Source organism: Actinobaculum suis (assembly GCF_900102025.1).
Lineage (GTDB): Bacteria > Actinomycetota > Actinomycetes > Actinomycetales > Actinomycetaceae > Actinobaculum > Actinobaculum suis.
Window position 1 is genome coordinate 37,866 of the sequence record NZ_FNAU01000008.1, and the last position, 18,128, is coordinate 55,993.

Sequence of the window (18,128 nt, forward strand, 5' to 3'; positions counted from 1 at the left end):
CGGTACTCGCGCGGTTAGCGGGCGGGTACTTGGAAGAAAACACACGAACTGCGGGCCGGGGCGAACGCGATGTAGCGCCCGGCCCGCAGCTAGTAATAAGGAGAGTGGTTGGCTGTGACAGCCGCCGATATTTCTACCACGCAGTTAGCCCAGTGGGCACAAGATTTTACGGACGACGCCGCCGCCCGGCTGGCGCAAAATGCCGTCACTCAAAATCCGGTTTCTCGCCTGGCCCAAGATCCGGGGCGGGCCGCCGCGCTGGAAGGCGCCACTTTCTCCCTCAAAGTCGATAAGTGGGAAGTTTCGAACCAGAAGCAGTCTGGCCGGTGCTGGATGTTTGCCGGCTATAACGCGGCGGGCCGGCCGGGCGTGCTCCGGGCTACCGGTTTGGAAAACTTCGAGTTTTCCTTCGCCTACTTGCAGTTCTTCGACCAGCTCGAAAAAGCCAATGTGTTCTTGGTGCACATGGAAGAACTGGCAGACGTTCCTTTTCCAGGCGAGTTCTTGACGCCGAGCGAATCGGTGCAAACCGAACGCGATGCGCGCACGGTGGCCACCATGCTGGAATCTCCGGTGGGCGATGGCGGCTGGTGGACGTCTTTCACGAACCTGGTGAAAAAGTATGGGGCCGTGCCCAAGTACGCCATGCCGGAAACCGAATCGAGTTCGAACACGAAGGAAATGCACGCGGCGCTCGTGCGGCGCTTGCGACGCGCCGCCTGGGAAATGCATACTTCCCCGGCCACTGAGCGGCCGCAACTACGCACCCAAGCCCTGGCCGATGTGTACCGGATTTTGCGGATCCACCTGGGCACCCCGCCCGAAAAGTTCATGTGGCAATGGGAAGATAAAGACGGCAAGTTCCACCGGGAAGGGGAACTCACCCCACAAGAATTCGCGGCCCGCACGCTTCCCGATCTGGACGATTATCTGTGCTTGCTCGCCGATCCGCGCCTTACCGTTGGTGAGTCCTATGTGATTGACCGGAGCGAATCTATGCTCGGCAAACCGCAAGTTTTCTGCGTGGTCCCCATGGAAGTGCTACAGAGTGCTACCGTGGCCACGCTCCGCGAAGGCGAACCCGTGTGGATGGCCTGCGATGTGGGGCAAGATATGGACCGCAAAAAGGGTATTGGCGATCCGCAACTGTTCGCACGCGGTGAGTTGTACGGCGTGGACATGAGCCTAGAACGGCACGCCGGAATCTGCACCAAGGAATACCTGCCCACCCACGCCATGGCATTCACCGGTGTGGACCTGGTAGACGAGGTGCCGCAACGGTGGCGGATCGAAAACTCTTGGGGTGAACAAAACGGCGCGAAAGGCTACTTCACGGTTTCCGACGCGTGGTTCACCGAACACACCTACCTGGTAGTGGTCAAGGAAAACGCGATCCCGGCAAAATGGCGGGAACGCGTGCTCGCCGCGGCCCAGGCCACCCCGCACGTACTACCCATTTGGGACGTGCTCAGCTAACCAGAGAAACGCTACGCTCATGCCCAAGACCCCAACAAAGCCGGCTAGCTCCGAAACTGATCCGTGCGGTCGCTATGCGCCCAGCCCCACGGGTGAACTACATTTGGGAAATTTGCGGACGGCTTTGTTGGCTTGGGCGCTCGCGGCCCGGCACGGGCGGCATTTTGTGCTCCGCATGGAAGATCTCGATAGGGAACGCAGCCGGCCGGCGTACGCGCAAGCCGAGCTGGCAGACCTGGCGGCTATCGGGATCACGTGGGATGAGCCGGTGCAGTACCAATCGTGCCGCGGCGCTTTGTATGAGCGCGAGTTTGCGCGTTTGCAGGCGGCCGGTTTGCTCTATGAGTGTTACTGCACGCGCCGAGATTTAGCGGAAGCGGCGAGCGCACCAAACGGAACGCCCGGTATTTATCCGGGTACGTGCCGCGCTTTGGGCCCGAAGCAGCGGGCAGCTGGCCGCGCAAAACTGGCGGGAATGCGGCGCGGCCCGGCTTTGCGCCTGCGTGCGCAAGTGCGCGAGTTAACGGTGCGCGACGCCGTGGCCGGTACCTTTACGGGGCCGGTAGATGATTTTGTGATCCGGCGCGGAGATGGAGTTTTTTCCTATAATTTCGTTTCCGTGGTAGATGATTGTGCAGCGGGAGTGCGGGAAGTTGTGCGCGGGGCAGACCTGTTGGCTTCCACTCCCCGCCAGGTCCATTTGCAGCAGCTTTTGGGTTACCCAAGGCCAGATTATTACCACGTGCCCATGGTGTTTAATTCGGCGGGCCGGCGCTTAGCTAAGCGCGACGGCGCCGTTACGCTTAGCCGCTTACGCGCCTATGGTTGGGACGGGCCGAGTGTGGTCAAACTCCTCGCGAAGTCTTTGGGCATTGTGCTTGGCAGTGGGGGTACGGCGCGCGAATTGGCCTGCGAGTTCGCGCAGAAGCTAACCTTGGACGCACTTCGTTGCGATCCATGGTACGTAGACGTGGAGAAGCTCGAAGCTGGCCCGGCGCTTGCCAGCTAGGACCAGCTAGGACCAGCCAGAACTAGTCATAAGCAGTTAGGACCGGCCAGAAGTAGCTAGGGCCGGCCAGAACTAGCTAGAAGCACTAGGTGCTACCGGCATTGTGTGCGGCGGCTTTAGCGCGATCTCGCGCGGTGGCTTTGCTGCGGTCGCGTGTGGTGGCTTAGTACGTGGGACTTTTAGTAACCCGCGGCTTAAAACATGAAATAGATGAACAGGGCGATGATTACGATGATTGCAATACCGCCAAACACCCATCGCAGCGCGCGGCGCTGTTTTTTCGGAAGGTAATCCTCGCCGGGCACGTAGCCGCCAAAATCGTAGCCGCCATGTTGATCGGCGCGATCACCAAAAAGCATGGATGGTGGGTTGTTATCGGCGGTTGTGGAGTGGGCATCCTCGCTCGAACCGCGCCGCGAGGAGTCCGTACGTCGTCCCCAGAAAGCCATCGTTCTTTCCCCTCCACCGCGAATCGATTGCGCCAATCACGTGGCATCACGCGAAAGGTGCCTAGCAGGACCGCTAAGTGCACTTAGTCTAGTGTGATCTGCCCCCAGATATGCAGGCCGTGTCACTTTTTGGAAGGGAATGTTGGGCTTGTTGGGCTTGCCCGCAAGTTGTTGATATTTTTCTAGGCGGCTTCCAAGAATACTTTATGCCCACCAACAAAACGTAATTAACACAAAGCGGTGTTGGACGTATCGATTATTTCATGTCGCGAAGAATAGCGTTTGGCAACAGTTGCGGTGCCTATGGTGGTGGTTTTCCTCCTGCAAAATGAGTTACCTTCAATCGGGAGAGTCGCTTGCTCTTCCTGCCCTTTGGTTGGTGGGTGCCACCATAGGGTGGATGGCATTATTCGCTGAGGTGTGGGCAGCCCTGCTAATCCGGCAGAGAGCTTTAGCCCGCCGCTTGCCCGTTCACGCGTAACGTTATATCGGCACCAAATCGTTAACTAAGTACTTAAGTGTGTTGAAAACCAATCTGCTTGGGCGAATTGGGGAAGCGATCGAAACTGATGTGAGGGAACTTCCTTAAAGGTGTTGACGGTTTCCGCGCTCCGATATAAAGTGACCCCATCCACATAAGATGCGTGGTGTTTGGAACATTACGCTTTGAAAGTTGGTGGGCAATGAGAACGAAAAAACGTGGGCTAGCGGTTGCCGTTTCAGCTCTCCCTCTTTCTAGCGGGCTTGGCATTAATGGTCTGTTGCATGCCGCGATCTGAACCGTATTGACTGATCGGCGGACGTACAAAATGGTGGGGCGTGGCTCAGGCGGCTCCTTGAGCCGTGCCCCGCCCTTCTCTTTCTGTTGTTGAAAGTGAGGGTTGAATTGGCACGAATATTGCTTATAGAGCTGAGAACCTCTCGTAGCCGGTGGTGGTCACTGCTACTTGCAGGTGTTTATCTTTTGGTTGCCTTGTTACTGTCGGAACGCGACGGTTGGAAGGTGTGGCTTAATGAAGCATCTATTTCCGCGGTTACGGGGATCTTGTTCGCCGGCATTCTAATTCCCATAATTGCGGCTATCGAGCAACAGATTTGGCGCAAGGGTACGCTTTCGGAACTCGGCGGAGTGGCACCTGGTAAGAAGTTGCTCGCCACAGCTGTGCGCCTGGGCGTTAATATGTTTTATTTGGCCTTGGTACCGCTCATAATTTCAACCGTGGTAATCCGGATTATGGCCGGGATGGCGGGCGCGAAAAATGGTATTTTCACACCGGTCTACGCGGTGCTGTGCGTCGTGTTTGCCTGTGCATTAATCTGCATTGGGAGCGCAATTGGCGATATGCTCCCCTCGCGCATTGCCGCGATAGTGGCGGCCGCAGTTGTAGGATTTGTGCTTTCCACGTATCTTTCCCCGGTACCGGCAGCTAATGATCCGTGGACGAAGGTGTCCTTGGCCGGCTATGGAGCAACCATAGGAACCCTGCTGGGTGGCATTATTTTGTTGCTACTCGGAGCCCTGACTAGGGGTGAATCAAGAGGAAATGTTCGTGCCACTACGGCGCAGTTGGCGCGTGGCAGTGGAGTTTCGATCCTCGCCATTGTCTGTGTTGCTTTGTTCTTTAACGGGCCGGTACGGGTTAACGGTGCCTTGCGAGATCCGCAGCCAGGAATATGCGCGGAAAAGGGTGGGGCACGGGCCTGTGTATGGCCGGGCGATGAAGTGCGTCTGCCCTTCCTGCTCAATGTTGCGCAGAAGCTTGCTCATATTTACGAAGCCCTAGGTGAACCGCGGGAAACTCTTACCGTCGTCGAAAAACAAATAATTGGCGGGGATTACACCGTGAGCCCAATGACCGGCGGCGATGGTGGCTTGTGGCTTGCTGCAGATTCGGTTGCCTTCGAAATGCTGGCTGACCGGATGGGGCAGGCGCAAACGGTGTGCCCCACAGTAGAAAAATCCCAGGAAGAATTAAGTGCCGAATGGGATATGAACTGGAAACTAAACGAAGTGTTCACGCAATATCTTTTCGGTGGCGAAAGGCCTCCGGAGGTCGAAGTTGAAGATGCGGCAATTGATGCCTCTTTGGGGGAGATTCGGGCGAAAACGCGTTCCTGGAGTGAAGCGCAACAAGCGGACTGGATCGTTTCCAATATCAAGGCGATAGATAACTGCGAAAGGCTGAAAGATGCAGATTAAAATTGAAGGCCTGGCTCAGGGATATGGAAGTAAAACCGTTTTCAGTGGAGTATCGATGGATGTCGGTCCCGGAATTACTGCTCTGATTGGCGAAAACGGTGCTGGAAAAACTACTTTCCTGCGTACTTTGATTACCCAACTTCGGCCGAAAGCCGGGCGGATTCTTTATGACGACGCCGTACCTGGTACTGCGCGTGCCCGGCGCAATTTGCGGGAGCGAATCGGCTACTTACCACAAGAATATGAGGCTGACAGCCGGTTTACGGTAGAAGATATTCTGCATTACACAGCCTGGATGAAAGGCGCGAGTTCCCGCGCCGATTTTGACGCGATACTAAAGCTCGTAGATCTAAGCGAATCTCGAACCACTAAATACGGCAAACTTTCCGGCGGCATGAAGAGGCGAGCAGCGATCGCGAGCGCGGGGGTAACTGATCCGGATTTGGTTGTTCTTGACGAGCCGACTGTTGGCCTGGATCCAGCACAAAGGATTCGTTTCCGGGCTTTGCTTGACAAAATTCGGGATAAGACCGTAATCGTTAGTACGCACCTTATTGAAGACGTGGTGGCTTCCGCGGATCGCGTGGTGGTGCTTTCTAACCATGGGGTTGCGTTTCAGGGTACGCCCGATGAGCTTGCGGCACGCAGTGTGGTGGCGGCTGCGCCGGGCGCGCCGCAGTTGGGCAAGCTCGAACAAATCGAACAGAGCTTCTTGCAACTTATTGGGGAAAGTAATGTGTGAGCGGCCAGGAGACTCTACACAAAATTGTAGAAACAATAGGGAAGTGGGCCAGGTGCGGGGAGCTTGGCTGGCGATAAAAGCGCGAAACGGGCAGGTGCTTATCCCCGTGCTTTTCGTAGCGAGTCTTGCGCTTGGCCATATGAGCAAAGCTACTTACAATTTCATGGCACGTGGCGGTTTGCAGGTGCCTTTGTTCAATGCTGCTACCGTGGTTTTCGGTATTTTGGTGGGCTTGCTCGTGGTGGCTGGCACGCCCCAAATGGAGGCCTTAGCCAGGTATCGCCCGGCGGTAGTGGCGTGTGTGCTGGTGGTTATAGGCGAGATTTGCGGGTGTTTGGCTCTGGGTATTGGGCTGTGGGTGGCGCAAGGGAGTTTTTCTCCGGAAAACATTTTGCACCTGTGCCGGTTGGCATTGTTTTATGGCGCTTTGGGGATTTTCTCTAGCGTTTTTTGGGGCAGGTCGCTCGGGTGGTTGTTGCCGGTGGTTTCGGTCCCGCTATGTTTCTTCCTTGGGGTGGACGGAAACGGGATCCCTTATCCCTGGAATCCGGTATCCGCTCCGATTACGGACTGGCCGGCCACTGTGCTAGTGGCTACCTTGTTGGTCGTTTCGCATGGGTACCTGGTTTATAAACCGTGGACGGTGCGTGGGGGAAACTAGTGGCGAGAAGTGCTTTGGGGTAAAGTCGCGCCGGCCTACCTCTTCTCTTAGCGCTAAAGTGAATCGGCTTGCCGTCGCCCTGCTTTCCATTACTAGAAACCGTGCCTTGTATAAGACAATTCGTAACTAGCTGATACTCTGTTCACTTCGAGCCGAGCTGGGGACTTAAGGCCTAAAGAGGGTTATGCTGGTTCGGTGCCTAAAGCACGATGTGGCCAAGGGAGCTTTGCCCTTAAAACAAGGGAGCTTCACCCTTAATAACAGGGGTGTATGTTTCCGCAACTAAGGAGATGGAAATGGCGTATATCACTCTTACTGATCGGTCGGTTATCGTTACCGGTGCCGGATCTGGTGTGGGCCGCGCGATTGCACGTGCGGTGGCCGCGCAGGGTGCGTATGTAGTCGTCGGGGATATCAATGCGGAAACCGCGCAGGAAACCGTGGATATGATCGCGCAGGAAGGCGGCCAGGCAAGCGCCGTCGTCGGCGATATTTCGGCATCGGAAAACGCGGCGCAGCTGGTAGCAGAAGCCGTGGCGCACGGGCCATTGCGCGGCGTGGTGAGCAACGCGGGCGTTATGGACAACAACGCGGGTGTTGGTGAATACGAAGAAAAGCGTTTCGATCTGATCTTCGCGATCAACGTGCGCGGCCCCTTCCAGCTTCTGAAGGCGGCGATGCCCGAACTGAAGAAGAATGGTGGCTCGATCGTAAACATCGCCTCAGCCGCGGCCATTCGCGGTGCGGCAGCCGGCGTTATCTACACGGCGTCCAAGCACGCCATTGTGGGCCTGACGAAGAACACTGCCTACCGCTACGCGAAAGAAGGGGTGCGCTGCAACGCCATTCTCCCCGGCGGGGTAAATACCAACATTGGCAAAGAAATGGCCAAGCTCAACCTGGACCCGCAGTCGATGGAAGTCTTCGCTGGGCTACAGCAAGCGTCCGTGCGCATTGCCGAACCGGAAGAGATCGCGCATACCGCCGTATACCTGCTGGCCGATGAAACCAGGAACATCAACGGCGCGCTCATCAACCACGACGCCGGCTGGTGCGCTGGATAAAAGACGCGCCTTCTAGGGTGGAGGGCGCTCCCGGAGGGCTGCGTGTTGCCTACGGGCGGTGTTGGTTACTTCCCTAGTGGTGAGGGGCAAGCCCAGTCTTGCCCCTCTTCTTTTTAACTTCCTCTTAACTTCCCCATCTTCCCCACGGGTGTGTTGAGTTGTGGTTGAGTTGGGGAGGCTGGTTTGCGTGATGGAGTGGCTGAAGTGGCGGATTGGTGCGGTTTGCGGGCGATTTTGGAGCTTCCCCTTAACTTCCCCATCTTCCCCACCGGTGTGTTGAGTTGTGGTTGAGTTGGGGAGGCTGGTTTGCGTGATGGTGTGGTTTAAGTGGCGGGTTGGTGCGGTTTGTGGTCGGTTTTGAGGCTTCCTCTTAACTTCCCCATCTTCCCCATCTTCCCCATGGGGGTGTTATGTTGTGGTTGAGTTGGGGAGGTTGGTTTGCGTGATGGGGTGGCTGAAGTGGCGGATTGGTGCGGTTTGTGGTCGGTTTTGGAGCTTCCCCTTAACTTCCCCATCTTCCCCACGGGTGTGTTATGTTGGGGAAGATGGGGGACGAGATTCTGGGAAGGCCTCTGGAAGATGTGGTCAAGGAGATTCGCGATATTGCTACTGACACCCAACGTATTGAGGTGAAGAGCTCGGTAGGTAAGGATATTTTGCCTACCCTCAGTGCCTTTTCGAATTCTGGGGGAGGCATCCTCATTATCGGCTTGAGCGAACGGGAGGGATTCACGGTCGCAAAGGGTTTCGATGCGTCTGCCGCGCAGAACGCGTTGGTCTCCCGCTGTAATCAAATGACTCCGCGAGTGCACCCTGAGATACGGATCGAGCCATTTGAAGGGTCATCTGTAATCGTAGCGAGTGTCCCTGAGATCTCCGCGCATGAAAAACCATGCTACGTAACGGAAAGAGGAAGATACGGGGGATCTTTCCGGAGGTCTGGTGAAGGCGACCAAAAACTGTTGCAATATGAAGTTGACCGGCTATTGGAAGAACAACGCCCTCCGCGCTGGGACGAAGATCCCGTCGAAGAAGCTGAATTGGCAGATCTTGACAGCCATGTCCTCAATGCGTTTCTAGAGTCACAGCGGGCTATTCGGCCACGAACCTTTGCGGATGGGCAGGAAACTGCACTGACCCGACTGAAAGTTTTAAAGGACGGCAAACCCACGCTGGCGGCCTTGCTGGCAATGGGAGAGTATCCGCAAGAATTTTTCCCGCGCCTCACCGCAACTTTTGCGCTCTTTCCGGGTACTTCAAAAGGGGATATTGGGACCGGCTCCCGGATGCTAGATTCCAAGTCTTTTGCTGGCCCGATACATGAGATCGTGGAGAATGTGGTGAGTGCGGTACGCGTGAATATGCGTGAGGGTGGGTTTATTGGGGAAGTCTACCGTGAGGAACTCCCGGATTATCCGCTCGTCGCCGTACGCGAAGCCATCGTTAATGCTCTCATGCATCGTGACTATTCGCCGCAGGCGCGGGGCACGCAAGTGCAAGTAAATATGTTTGTGGATCGCTTGGAAATAATGAGCCCGGGTGGGTTATATGGCGGCGTAACCCTTGAATCTCTCGGCACCGCGGGGCAAAGTTCCACCCGCAATGAGCGGCTGGCGACCTTCTTGGAAAGCCCAGCCTTGCCCGGCGGGGCCTTGGCAGAAAACCGCGGAACAGGAATTCAAGTTATACAGACTGCGCTTGAAAGAGCTCTAATGCCACCTGCGGAAATGTATAACGATCTCACTCAGTTCACGATTATCTTCCGGAAACGACGCGTGGCACCAACGGAACGTTATGCGACAGCGTATGACAAAGTGAAAGCACAACTCGAGAGCCAAGAGAGTGCTAGCACCACGGAGTTAATGGAGAAAACCAAGCTCAGCCGTACTTCCATACAGCGCGCAATAAACAGGCTGATCGAAGATGGTATAGCTGAGCCAACTGAACCACCGCGGAGCCCTAGGCAAAGATACCGGGCCCGCTAACCGTATAGGAGACCTTTCCCGGACGGGTTGTCACTGCCGAGTGCACCCGGGCAGGTTGCCGACACCTAGAAATGCCGGGAGAAATCGGCGACGGCGGCGAACTTTCCTTGCGGGGCAACCCGTACCAAATCCGCGGGCGCAAGTTTTACGGAAAGCGTGCGCTTCCCACCAGAAACCAGCATGTATTCCAGCTCGCGCGCGGATTCATCAATAAAAGTAGGCGAGGTGATCTTTTGCCCGAGCGGGGAAATCCCACCCGTCACGTAACCGGTACGGCGTTCCGCGGCCGCCGGATCCATCATGGAGCCCTTCTTCCCGCCCGCAGCTTTCGCCAAAGCCTTCAAATTGAGCATCGCATTAGCCGGCACCACCGCTACCACCGGTTTACCATCGACCTCCGCCAGCAAAGTCTTGAATACGGTAGCCGGATCCAAACCCAAGGCCTGCGCCGAATCTAACGCATACCCATGTTCCATATGCGCGGCGTGTTCATATTCGACCTCCGTGAACGGCACCCCAGCCTGCTCCAAAACTTGCAAAGCCGGAGTCGCCGCCGCGCCCGGCTTTTGGCCCGCCGCCCCGCTACGCCCGCGGTCTCGCTTCTTCTTTGCCATACTTCCTAGGGTAGTACCTTCCCGCGCGGCCCCACGCCAGCGGAGATACGGCGTCGTACCCGCTAGTGTTGGCAACCCGGACACCAGAAGAGGCGGCGGCCAGCCATTTTTTCTTCGGCGATTGTGGCGCCGCAACGCACGCAAGGCCGGCCGGTGCGATGGTAGGCCACAAAGCGGGAAAGTTCCGGGTCATCTGCGGGGATTGGGTCGGGCTGGTATTCCGGCGGGATGGTAATAATGATGCCGGTAGCTACGTCCTTGCTCATGTAAAAGCACAGGTCATCCCAAAGTTTTTCCCATCTTTGCACGGATACCTTGTTGGCGGGCCGGTGCGGGGAAATCCCGATATGCCACAAACAATCTGCCCGGTAAATATTGCCCGGCCCGGCCACAAGCGACTGGTCCATTACCGCCTGCCCGGCAGGAATGCGCCGGCGGCGCACGCCCTCCACGAAGCGCTCCCGATCGCCGGGCTGATTCCGGATCGGATCGGGCCCCAAAGTGGCAAGCTTTTCTTGCACCTCGGCGCCCGTCAAAATATTGCATTGGGCCGGGCCGGTCAGCTGCGCCACCGCCGCCGCCCCCACAATGCGCAGCCGCGTAGTAGGCCGCGGGGCAAGCGCGGCCGTGACTTCAATATTGTCTTCCGGAAATTGAAGCGAGGTAGTCATGTCCTTCCCGCCATCAGTAGCTTGCCGCATAGCCGCCATCATCCCGGAATCTTCCGTCGGGGAAATCTGAATCCCGGCGCCCCCTAAATCTGCTACGCCGGCTCCCGCAAAAGCCCATTTTCCGTACAAACCCAAATGGATCTGCAACCACACCGGGCCTTCCTCGCCCAGCTCCGCCTCCGGAATTACTAATTCCGCGTTTTCTGCGGGGGCGTTTTCCGCAGAGGAGTTTTCAGCCGCGTGCGGGTGCGCCGCAACCACCGCGTTAGCGCTTTCCGCAAACGCCGTGCCAGCGCTCTCCGCAAACGCGGAATTGGTAGGAACTGAAACCGCGGAATTGGTATCGGTGGCTGCAACCGGCGGGGCGGGCGCATCGGCCGGCGAAATAGGTGCATCGGCTGGCAGGGCAGGCACATCGGCCGCAGAAAAGAAGGGCCAGAAAAGATGTTTGCCCCAGGCTTGGGCCCGGCCGGGGATGCGGCCATCGAGTATTTGTGCCCCGGCCGCGAAGCGCCCTTGCGGGGAAGAAGTATGCACGGGCCGCCCGCCAAATAGTGTGGTGAGAATCCGGGCATGCCGGTGAATGGAATGGCCCTCAGGCATTTCTGCGCTCCTGCTCCTCGTTCCGCTCAACTTAGCTATGACTCTATAAAAATGCTATCTGGAGACATTCGATTATAGGTGGGCAGGGGTTTTCGGGACATGCCCTAGCTCTCTCAATCCCGTCGCAGCCGCGCCGCGCGTCCCCGGCCGCAGCCGCGCCACGCGTTCCCCAGCTGCAACCTGTGCCCAGTCCTTCCCAGTTGCGGTCTGCACCGCGCCTCTCGGCCGCAGTCTGCGTCTTGCTCTCCCGTACACGTCCCTCTGCCCTGCGCCACATAAACTCAGGAAAGCTTGAGTGGAATAGACTCAAGAACTTGCGCGTTGTCTTTATCGGACGGGGAAACTACAAGGGTGAACCGGCCGCGCAAGGTGCGAACCGGCAAGGCCTTAGCCACAGCGTAGGTACGTGTTACGCCGTCGTTCTGCAGCGGCTGGCAGCCACGGCTGGCTACGGCGGCGGCGCGTTACGGCGGCGCGCTACGGCGTCGGGCTGCGGCGTAGCGTTGCGGCGGCACACACCACGGCAATGTTCCCCATGAGGAGAATTGGAGAAAATGGATAAGTACACAACGAAATCACAGGAGGCGCTAGCACAAGCTGTGCAGCAGGCAACTGTGGCAGGCAATCCGCAAGTGGAGCCGCTACATTTGCTAGGCGCACTCCTGGAACAGGAAGGCGGGGTTGCCAACGGCCTGCTGGAAGCCGTGGGTGCGAACCGTGCGAATATCGTCAACCGCGTGAATGGGGCATGTGCGGCTTTGCCGGCAACCAGTGGCGCTTCGGTACAAAACCCGCAAGCGGCACGCACTCTCGCGCAAGTACTCAGCCAGGCAGGGAAGGAAGCCACCGCGCTTTCCGATTCCTACATTTCCACCGAGCACTTGCTGCTTGCCCTGGCCGAATCCCAATCCCAGGCAGGGGAAATCTTGCGGGCGGAAGGCGCTACCCATGAAGCACTCATGGCAGCGCTCCCGAATGTGCGCGGATCGGCACGCGTCACTTCCCCCGACCCGGAAGGCACCTATAAGGCGCTCGAAAAGTACGGGCAGGACCTCACGCAAATGGCTCGGGAAGGAAAAATGGATCCCGTGGTGGGCCGCGATAGCGAAATCCGCCGCGTTATCCAAGTACTCTCGCGCCGCACAAAAAACAACCCGGTACTAATCGGGGAGCCCGGCGTCGGGAAAACTGCGATCGTAGAAGGGCTCGCCCAGCGCATGGTAGACGGCGATGTGCCCGAGTCCTTGCGCGGCAAGCGGCTCATTCAGCTCGACGTAGCTTCGATGGTTGCGGGTGCCAAATACCGCGGCGAATTTGAGGAACGGTTCAAGGCCGTGCTCAACGAAATCAAGGATGCCGACGGCGAAATCGTCACCTTCATTGACGAAATCCACACCATTGTGGGTGCCGGTGGAGGTTCCGAAGGCGCCATGGACGCGGGCAATATGCTCAAGCCCATGCTCGCCCGCGGGGAACTGCGGCTCATTGGCGCCACCACGCTAGACGAATACCGCGAACACATCGAAACCGATCCGGCCCTCGAACGCCGCTTCCAACAGGTGTACGTGGGAGAACCGAGCGTGGAAGATACGGTAACTATCTTGCGCGGTATCGCACCCAAATACGAAGCACACCACAAGGTGACCATCACGGACGGCGCCCTGGTAGCCGCCGCACAACTTTCGAACCGGTATATTACCGGCCGGCAACTACCCGATAAGGCAATCGACCTGATCGACGAAGCCGCCTCGCGCCTGCGGATGGAACTCGATTCTTCCCCGGAAGAGATCGACACCTTGCAACGGCAGGTAGACCGCCTAAAAATGGAGGAATCCTACCTTGCCGATACGGAAGATCCAGACGCCGCCACCACGGAACGGCTCGCCGAAATCCGTGCCGAACTGGCCGATAAGCAAGAAGAACTCTCCGCGCTCAACGCGCGCTGGGAATCCGAAAAAGCGGGCCGCAACCGGGTGGGCGATTTGCGCGTACAACTTGATGATTTGCGCACGCAACTCGAACTGGCCATCCGCGAAGGACGCTTCGAAGATGCCGGCCGCCTACAAAACCGGGACATCCCGGGCGTAGAACGCCAAATCGAACAAGCCGAAGCAGCCGAAAAATCCGGTGCCGGTAAGGAAACCGAACCCATGGTGGCCGAACGGGTTGATTCCGAAGAAATCGCGGAAGTCGTAGCCGCATGGACGGGTGTACCGGTAGGCAAACTACTACAGGGCGAAACCGAAAAACTGCTCAACATGGAGCAGGAGATCGGCAAGCGGCTCATCGGCCAAGAATCTGCGGTGCGCGCGGTATCCGACGCGGTGCGGCGCTCGCGGGCCGGCGTTTCGGATCCGAACCGTCCCGATGGTTCCTTCATGTTCCTCGGCCCCACCGGTGTGGGTAAAACCGAACTGGCGAAGTCTTTGGCGGAGTTCATGTTCGACGACGAACGGGCCATGGTCCGTATCGACATGTCCGAATACGCGGAGAAACACACCGTTTCGCGGCTTATTGGTTCCCCTCCGGGGTACGTGGGCTATGAGGAAGGTGGCCAGTTGACGGAAGCGGTACGCCGCCGCCCGTACTCGGTAATCTTGCTCGACGAAGTGGAGAAGGCCCACCCGGACGTCTTTGACGTTTTGCTGCAGGTACTCGATGATGGCCGGCTCACGGATGGGCAGGGGCGAACCGTGGACTTCCGCAACACCATCCTCATTATGACTTCTAACCTGGGTTCTGCTGCGCTCGCGGATCCGAGCCTGGGCGAAGAGGAGAAACGTAATGCGGTAATGGTGGATGTGCGGGCCCACTTCAAGCCAGAGTTCTTGAACCGTTTGGACGATATTATTATCTTCCAGCCTTTGACGATCGAACAGATCGGCAAGATCGTAGACCTGCAGGTGAGCCAGTTGGAGGCACGGCTGGCCGAACGGCGCATCCACTTGGATGTAACCGCGGCAGCCCGCGACTATCTGACTTTGGAAGGATACGATCCAGCCTATGGGGCCCGCCCGCTACGCCGGCTCATCCAACGCGAAATTGGCGACCAGCTGGCCCGGGAAATCTTGGCCGGGCACGTGGAAGATGGCGATACCGTCCGCGTAGACGTAGCCGTAGGCGATGTGCCCACGGATGCGCAAGGCCGGCGGCACGGCCTCAACCTCACCGTGGAAGATAAAGCTACCGCGGAAAGCGTGGAAGCCTAAAAAAACTGAGAGGCCTCGGCTACTGCGCCGAGGCCTCTTTTGTGACTAATATCGGGGGAAGGTCTCCGAAAAACCAACGACGGTGGAAGAAGATGATGGAAATGGCCGAAGAACGTATTGAAGACGTCATTATTGTTGGAAGCGGGCCGGCGGGATGGACCGCCGCAATCTATGCCGGCCGGGCCGGCCTCAGCCCGCTCGTATTAGCTGGGAAAAAACCTTTGGGCGAGCTAATGCGCACCCACCGTGTATACAATTTCCCCGGCTTCGCCGAAGGCATTGAAGGCGGGGAGCTTATGGACGAAATGCGCGTGCAAGCTCTGCGTTTCGGGGCGGGCGTGATCTACGAAGAAGTAACGGGCTTCGCGCTATCTGAGCCCATCAAAGTGGTCCGTACCGATGAACGCGTGTACCGGGCCAAGGCCGTGATCTTGGCGGTGGGAGCACGGGCCCGCCAGCTCGGAATTCCGGGAGAAAACGAATTTGCGGCCCGCGGGATTTACTACACTTCCCGCGTGAACGGCCCGGACCTAGAAGGCAAAGAAGTGGCCGTAGTAGGCGGGGGAGATTCTGCGGTGATCGCCGCTTCCTTCCTTTCCCGCTTCGCCCGGAAAGTGCATCTCATCCACCGGCGCGACCACTTGCGGGCGGTTAGCCCACTGGCCGAACGCGTGCAGGATGCAGAGAACATTGAGATCCACTGGAATACGGAAATCACCCAGGCACTCGGTCCGCGCGATGGGAATCTGGAAGCGATCCGGGTACGTACCGCGGCGTCGGCCGCAAACGTAGGTAACGGTACCGAAAGTACAGAAAACGATACGGAAACCGATATTCCGGTAGATTCGCTTTTCGTGGAGATCGGCCGGGAACCGAATACTGCGCTTTTGCAGGAGGAACTAGACCTGGGGTCCAATGGCTACATTTTGGTGCAGGCACCATCTTCGCGCACCAGCCGTTCCGGCGTCTTTGCCTGCGGTGATGCGATCGATCCGGTGTACAAGGAGGCGATCAACGCGGCCGCTTCCGGGTGCCGGGCAGCTATCGATGCGCAACGGTACGTAGAAGATATCGACGCCGTCGCCGCCGCCAAGTAGGCCGTGGAAGCCGCCGGCAAGCAGGCCGTAGAAGCTGCCGCTAGGCAGACCGTGGAGGCCGCTGCCAAGTAGACCGTGGGGGAAAACGAGCGCCGAGCCGCTAGGTAGGTGCCGGGCTGGCAAGCAGGCGCTACGCGGCGCGAGACGCTACCGCGTAAGCGCCGGCCCACGGTTGTGGCGTGTTATCTAGTTGCCGAAAATGGGCTTGTGCGCCGGACGGCTGGCCTGCCAGCTGGCTCGCCTGCGCGTTTGCTTGCGCGCCTGCCTGCTCGCTTGCCTCGTACAAAGCTTGGCGGCGGGCTTGGCGGCGGCGTGCCCGGCGGCGCACCATTACGAAGCAGGCGATAGGGCCCGCAAAAGGTATGAGCGCAATCGCGCACCACAGCACTTTCACGCTCACCGGTAGGGAAGAAAGCGCCACCCAGTTGAGGGCGAGAAGGAAGAAAATCAAAGCGAGTGCGCACGCGGCCAACACCAAACCGATTACGCCGATCACGGCCGGGAGGTTCAAACCGCGCACCATGTCCATGAGCTTGTCCATGTTTTAAAGCTAGGGCGGGCCGGGCGAAAAGGGATGGGCGCCAGCTCTCTTCGATGGTAGACCTAGGTGTACCATCGGGCGGCGCCCGGCTCCGCCCGGCTCCGCCGCGCGGCAAGTTTCCGTGGCCAGTGCCGCGCGAGCTGGATAGGATTAGGTGCATGACTTCCCGTGCTTTTGATCTGGGCGGTATCGACCCGCTGGATTTGCCGGCAGTGGAGCTGGCCCAAGAAATGAAAAATGGACGCGTGGACCCGGTAGAACACACCGAACGGGTGTTGGATCGTGCCCACGGCCCAGGCGCTACCATCGGCGCCTTCGCCAGTTATGCGGAAGATCTATCTTTGCGGCAAGCCGAAGCGGCCCGGCAGGCCATTGCCGCCGGAGACCAACGGCCCCTCCTAGGTGTCCCCTTCCCGATCAAAGATGCCACGGCAGTAGAAGGCTTACCTTTCGAACTGGGTACGCCCTTGCTGGCCGGCAATATTGCTAGCCACACGGACGGCGTGGCCCAAGACATCCTGGACGCCGGCACGGTAACCATTGGCAAAACTAATGTGCCCGAATTCTTGTTCCCCGGCTATACCGAACCGGAAGGGAAAACCCCGGCCCGTTCGCCGTGGGATTTGCGGCGCACGGCCGGCGGTTCCAGTGGCGGATCGGCCACGGCAGTAGCTGCCGGTATCGTCCCCATCGCCCACGGGAACGACGGCGGAGGTTCGTGCCGCATCCCGGCCGCCTCCTGCGGCATTCTCGGCCTGAAAACTACGCGCGGCCTGGTTTCACCCGGCCCGCACGGCAATGCCGGCCCCGGTTTAGGCGTGCATGGCGTACTTACCCGCACGGTTATGGATATGGCAGCCGGGCTGGACACGATCGCCCATATTCGCCCGGGCGACGACTACCCCTACCCGCACGAATACTCGTATTTGCAGATCATTCGGGCCGAACCGCGGCCCACTAGCACCACTTTTGAAGGATTGCGGGTAGGTGTACTTACCGAACCGCTCAATGTAGACACAAACGTGCATTCCGGGTGTCTGAATGCGGTAGACCGCGCCGTTAGCCTCCTCGAAAGCATGGGCGCACAAATCACGCGGATTAGCCGCCCCTTCGGCCCGGAAGATTGGGCGGCTTTCATGCCGATCTGGCAGAGCATGGCCGTCACCCTCCCGATCCCGCCCGGCGGCGTCGAAAAACTCAAACCGCTCACGCGGTGGCTATACGAAACCGGGCAGCAAGTAAGCCTCAAAGAATTTTTGGCAGCACAAGCAGGAATGCAGGCAATCGCCCGGCGCATGGGGCTCGCTTTCGCAGATTTCGACGTGATTCTCACCCCCGGGCTCGCTAAACCCGTGGTGGAACCGGGGTGGATGGAAATCCTGGACGACCCAGCGAAAGACTTCGAGCGGCAATGCGAATACACGCCGTGGACGAGCTCCTGGAATATGTTCGGCCCGGCCGCCCTCGCCGTGCCGCTACACCGCGAGACCATCCAGCGCGGCCAGTTCCGTGCCGAAAGCGATTCCGACGGCGTCCTTCCCGCCGGCGCTCCCGCCCGGCCAGACGATAACGAGCCGATCGAACTGCCCTTCGGCGTACACTTCGGCGCCGTGATGCCCGGCCAAGAAGCGCTCTTGCTGCGCATCGCCCGCGCCCTGGAAATCCTCGACCCGTGGCCAGCCATTAAACGCCCGGTTGCGGCATAACGCGGCAAGGCACAGCTACGCCGGGCGGAAGCGGCCAGTACGGTTGCGCTGGGCCTAGCCCGGCCTAGTATGGCGCGGCGCGGCTACGCTGAGCCGAAGCG

At 58.6% G+C, this 18,128-nt stretch carries 14 protein-coding genes; 10 read left to right on the forward strand and 4 right to left on the reverse strand.

What is annotated here, in order from left to right:
- Window positions 1-114: 114 nt before the first annotated feature.
- Both BLT47_RS05395 and gluQRS read left to right on the forward strand, forming a co-directional pair.
- Window positions 115-1,476 carry a C1 family peptidase gene (locus tag BLT47_RS05395; RefSeq protein ID WP_074662524.1) on the forward strand — a complete coding sequence of 454 codons (1,362 nt, stop codon included), beginning with the start codon at window positions 115-117 and terminating at the stop codon, window positions 1,474-1,476.
- Between the two features lie 19 nt (window positions 1,477-1,495).
- Complete coding sequence (gene gluQRS, locus BLT47_RS05400) at window positions 1,496-2,485, forward strand: tRNA glutamyl-Q(34) synthetase GluQRS (protein WP_074662527.1); 990 nt, start codon at window positions 1,496-1,498, stop codon at window positions 2,483-2,485.
- A 194-nt stretch (window positions 2,486-2,679) separates the two neighbouring features.
- Here gluQRS and BLT47_RS05405 read toward each other — a convergent pair whose 3' ends face one another.
- Complete coding sequence (locus BLT47_RS05405; RefSeq protein ID WP_074662530.1) at window positions 2,680-2,934, reverse strand: hypothetical protein; 255 nt, start codon at window positions 2,932-2,934, stop codon at window positions 2,680-2,682.
- Between the two features lie 1,003 nt (window positions 2,935-3,937).
- On the opposite strand from BLT47_RS05405, the gene BLT47_RS05410 reads away from it, so the two are divergent.
- From BLT47_RS05410 to BLT47_RS05430, 5 genes are all read left to right on the forward strand, one after another.
- On the forward strand, window positions 3,938-5,134 hold the full coding sequence (locus BLT47_RS05410) for a hypothetical protein (RefSeq protein WP_074662533.1): 1,197 nt from the start codon (window positions 3,938-3,940) through the stop codon (window positions 5,132-5,134).
- A complete protein-coding gene (locus BLT47_RS05415; RefSeq protein WP_074662536.1) occupies window positions 5,124-5,876 on the forward strand; it encodes an ABC transporter ATP-binding protein in 753 nt (250 codons plus the stop codon). Before BLT47_RS05410 ends, BLT47_RS05415 begins: the two co-directional genes overlap by 11 nt.
- 139 nt (window positions 5,877-6,015) lie before the next feature.
- On the forward strand, window positions 6,016-6,537 hold the full coding sequence (locus tag BLT47_RS05420; RefSeq protein ID WP_143021781.1) for a hypothetical protein: 522 nt from the start codon (window positions 6,016-6,018) through the stop codon (window positions 6,535-6,537).
- Window positions 6,538-6,833: 296 nt separating this feature from the next.
- Window positions 6,834-7,601 carry an SDR family NAD(P)-dependent oxidoreductase gene (locus tag BLT47_RS05425; RefSeq protein ID WP_083330093.1) on the forward strand — a complete coding sequence of 256 codons (768 nt, stop codon included), beginning with the start codon at window positions 6,834-6,836 and terminating at the stop codon, window positions 7,599-7,601.
- Window positions 7,602-8,146: 545 nt separating this feature from the next.
- Window positions 8,147-9,586: an ATP-binding protein gene (locus BLT47_RS05430; RefSeq protein ID WP_049619505.1), complete on the forward strand. Its 1,440-nt coding sequence runs from the start codon at window positions 8,147-8,149 to the stop codon at window positions 9,584-9,586.
- A gap of 65 nt (window positions 9,587-9,651) precedes the next feature.
- On the opposite strand, the gene ybaK is transcribed toward BLT47_RS05430, so the two are convergent.
- Together ybaK and BLT47_RS05440 are read right to left on the reverse strand one after the other, a co-directional pair.
- Window positions 9,652-10,200: a Cys-tRNA(Pro) deacylase gene (ybaK, locus tag BLT47_RS05435; protein WP_049619506.1), complete on the reverse strand. Its 549-nt coding sequence runs from the start codon at window positions 10,198-10,200 to the stop codon at window positions 9,652-9,654.
- A gap of 62 nt (window positions 10,201-10,262) precedes the next feature.
- Complete coding sequence (locus tag BLT47_RS05440; RefSeq protein WP_074662541.1) at window positions 10,263-11,474, reverse strand: zinc finger domain-containing protein; 1,212 nt, start codon at window positions 11,472-11,474, stop codon at window positions 10,263-10,265.
- Window positions 11,475-12,028: 554 nt separating this feature from the next.
- Here BLT47_RS05440 and clpB point away from each other — a divergent pair.
- Both clpB and BLT47_RS05450 read left to right on the forward strand, forming a co-directional pair.
- A complete protein-coding gene (gene clpB, locus BLT47_RS05445) occupies window positions 12,029-14,683 on the forward strand; it encodes an ATP-dependent chaperone ClpB (RefSeq protein ID WP_074662544.1) in 2,655 nt (884 codons plus the stop codon).
- A 101-nt stretch (window positions 14,684-14,784) separates the two neighbouring features.
- Window positions 14,785-15,780 (forward strand): NAD(P)/FAD-dependent oxidoreductase, encoded by a 996-nt coding sequence (locus BLT47_RS05450; protein ID WP_074662663.1) that lies wholly within the window; start codon window positions 14,785-14,787, stop codon window positions 15,778-15,780.
- Window positions 15,781-15,910: 130 nt separating this feature from the next.
- Here the strand turns inward: BLT47_RS05450 and BLT47_RS05455 are convergent, their stop codons facing one another.
- The gene (locus BLT47_RS05455; protein WP_143021782.1) at window positions 15,911-16,321 is read right to left on the reverse strand and encodes a hypothetical protein; all 411 of its coding nucleotides are present in this window, start codon (window positions 16,319-16,321) and stop codon (window positions 15,911-15,913) included.
- Between the two features lie 158 nt (window positions 16,322-16,479).
- On the opposite strand from BLT47_RS05455, the gene BLT47_RS05460 reads away from it, so the two are divergent.
- Entirely contained in the window at window positions 16,480-18,027 is a 1,548-nt protein-coding gene (locus BLT47_RS05460; RefSeq protein WP_049619511.1) for an amidase, read from the forward strand.
- The last annotated feature ends 101 nt before the right edge of the window (window positions 18,028-18,128 follow it).

Excerpts from the sequence above, each read along its gene's own strand:
- gluQRS (WP_074662527.1), top strand. The coding sequence starts at position 1,496 with ATGCCCAAGACCCCAACAAAGCCGGCTAGCTCCGAAACTGATCCGTGC.
- BLT47_RS05405 (WP_074662530.1), bottom strand. The coding sequence starts at position 2,934 with ATGGCTTTCTGGGGACGACGTACGGACTCCTCGCGGCGCGGTTCGAGC.
- BLT47_RS05415 (WP_074662536.1), top strand. The coding sequence starts at position 5,124 with ATGCAGATTAAAATTGAAGGCCTGGCTCAGGGATATGGAAGTAAAACC.
- BLT47_RS05420 (WP_143021781.1), top strand. The coding sequence starts at position 6,016 with ATGAGCAAAGCTACTTACAATTTCATGGCACGTGGCGGTTTGCAGGTG.
- BLT47_RS05425 (WP_083330093.1), top strand. The coding sequence starts at position 6,834 with ATGGCGTATATCACTCTTACTGATCGGTCGGTTATCGTTACCGGTGCC.
- BLT47_RS05430 (WP_049619505.1), top strand. The coding sequence starts at position 8,147 with ATGGGGGACGAGATTCTGGGAAGGCCTCTGGAAGATGTGGTCAAGGAG.
- ybaK (WP_049619506.1), bottom strand. The coding sequence starts at position 10,200 with ATGGCAAAGAAGAAGCGAGACCGCGGGCGTAGCGGGGCGGCGGGCCAA.
- BLT47_RS05440 (WP_074662541.1), bottom strand. The coding sequence starts at position 11,474 with ATGCCTGAGGGCCATTCCATTCACCGGCATGCCCGGATTCTCACCACA.
- clpB (WP_074662544.1), top strand. The coding sequence starts at position 12,029 with ATGGATAAGTACACAACGAAATCACAGGAGGCGCTAGCACAAGCTGTG.
- BLT47_RS05450 (WP_074662663.1), top strand. The coding sequence starts at position 14,785 with ATGGCCGAAGAACGTATTGAAGACGTCATTATTGTTGGAAGCGGGCCG.
- BLT47_RS05455 (WP_143021782.1), bottom strand. The coding sequence starts at position 16,321 with ATGGACAAGCTCATGGACATGGTGCGCGGTTTGAACCTCCCGGCCGTG.
- BLT47_RS05460 (WP_049619511.1), top strand. The coding sequence starts at position 16,480 with ATGACTTCCCGTGCTTTTGATCTGGGCGGTATCGACCCGCTGGATTTG.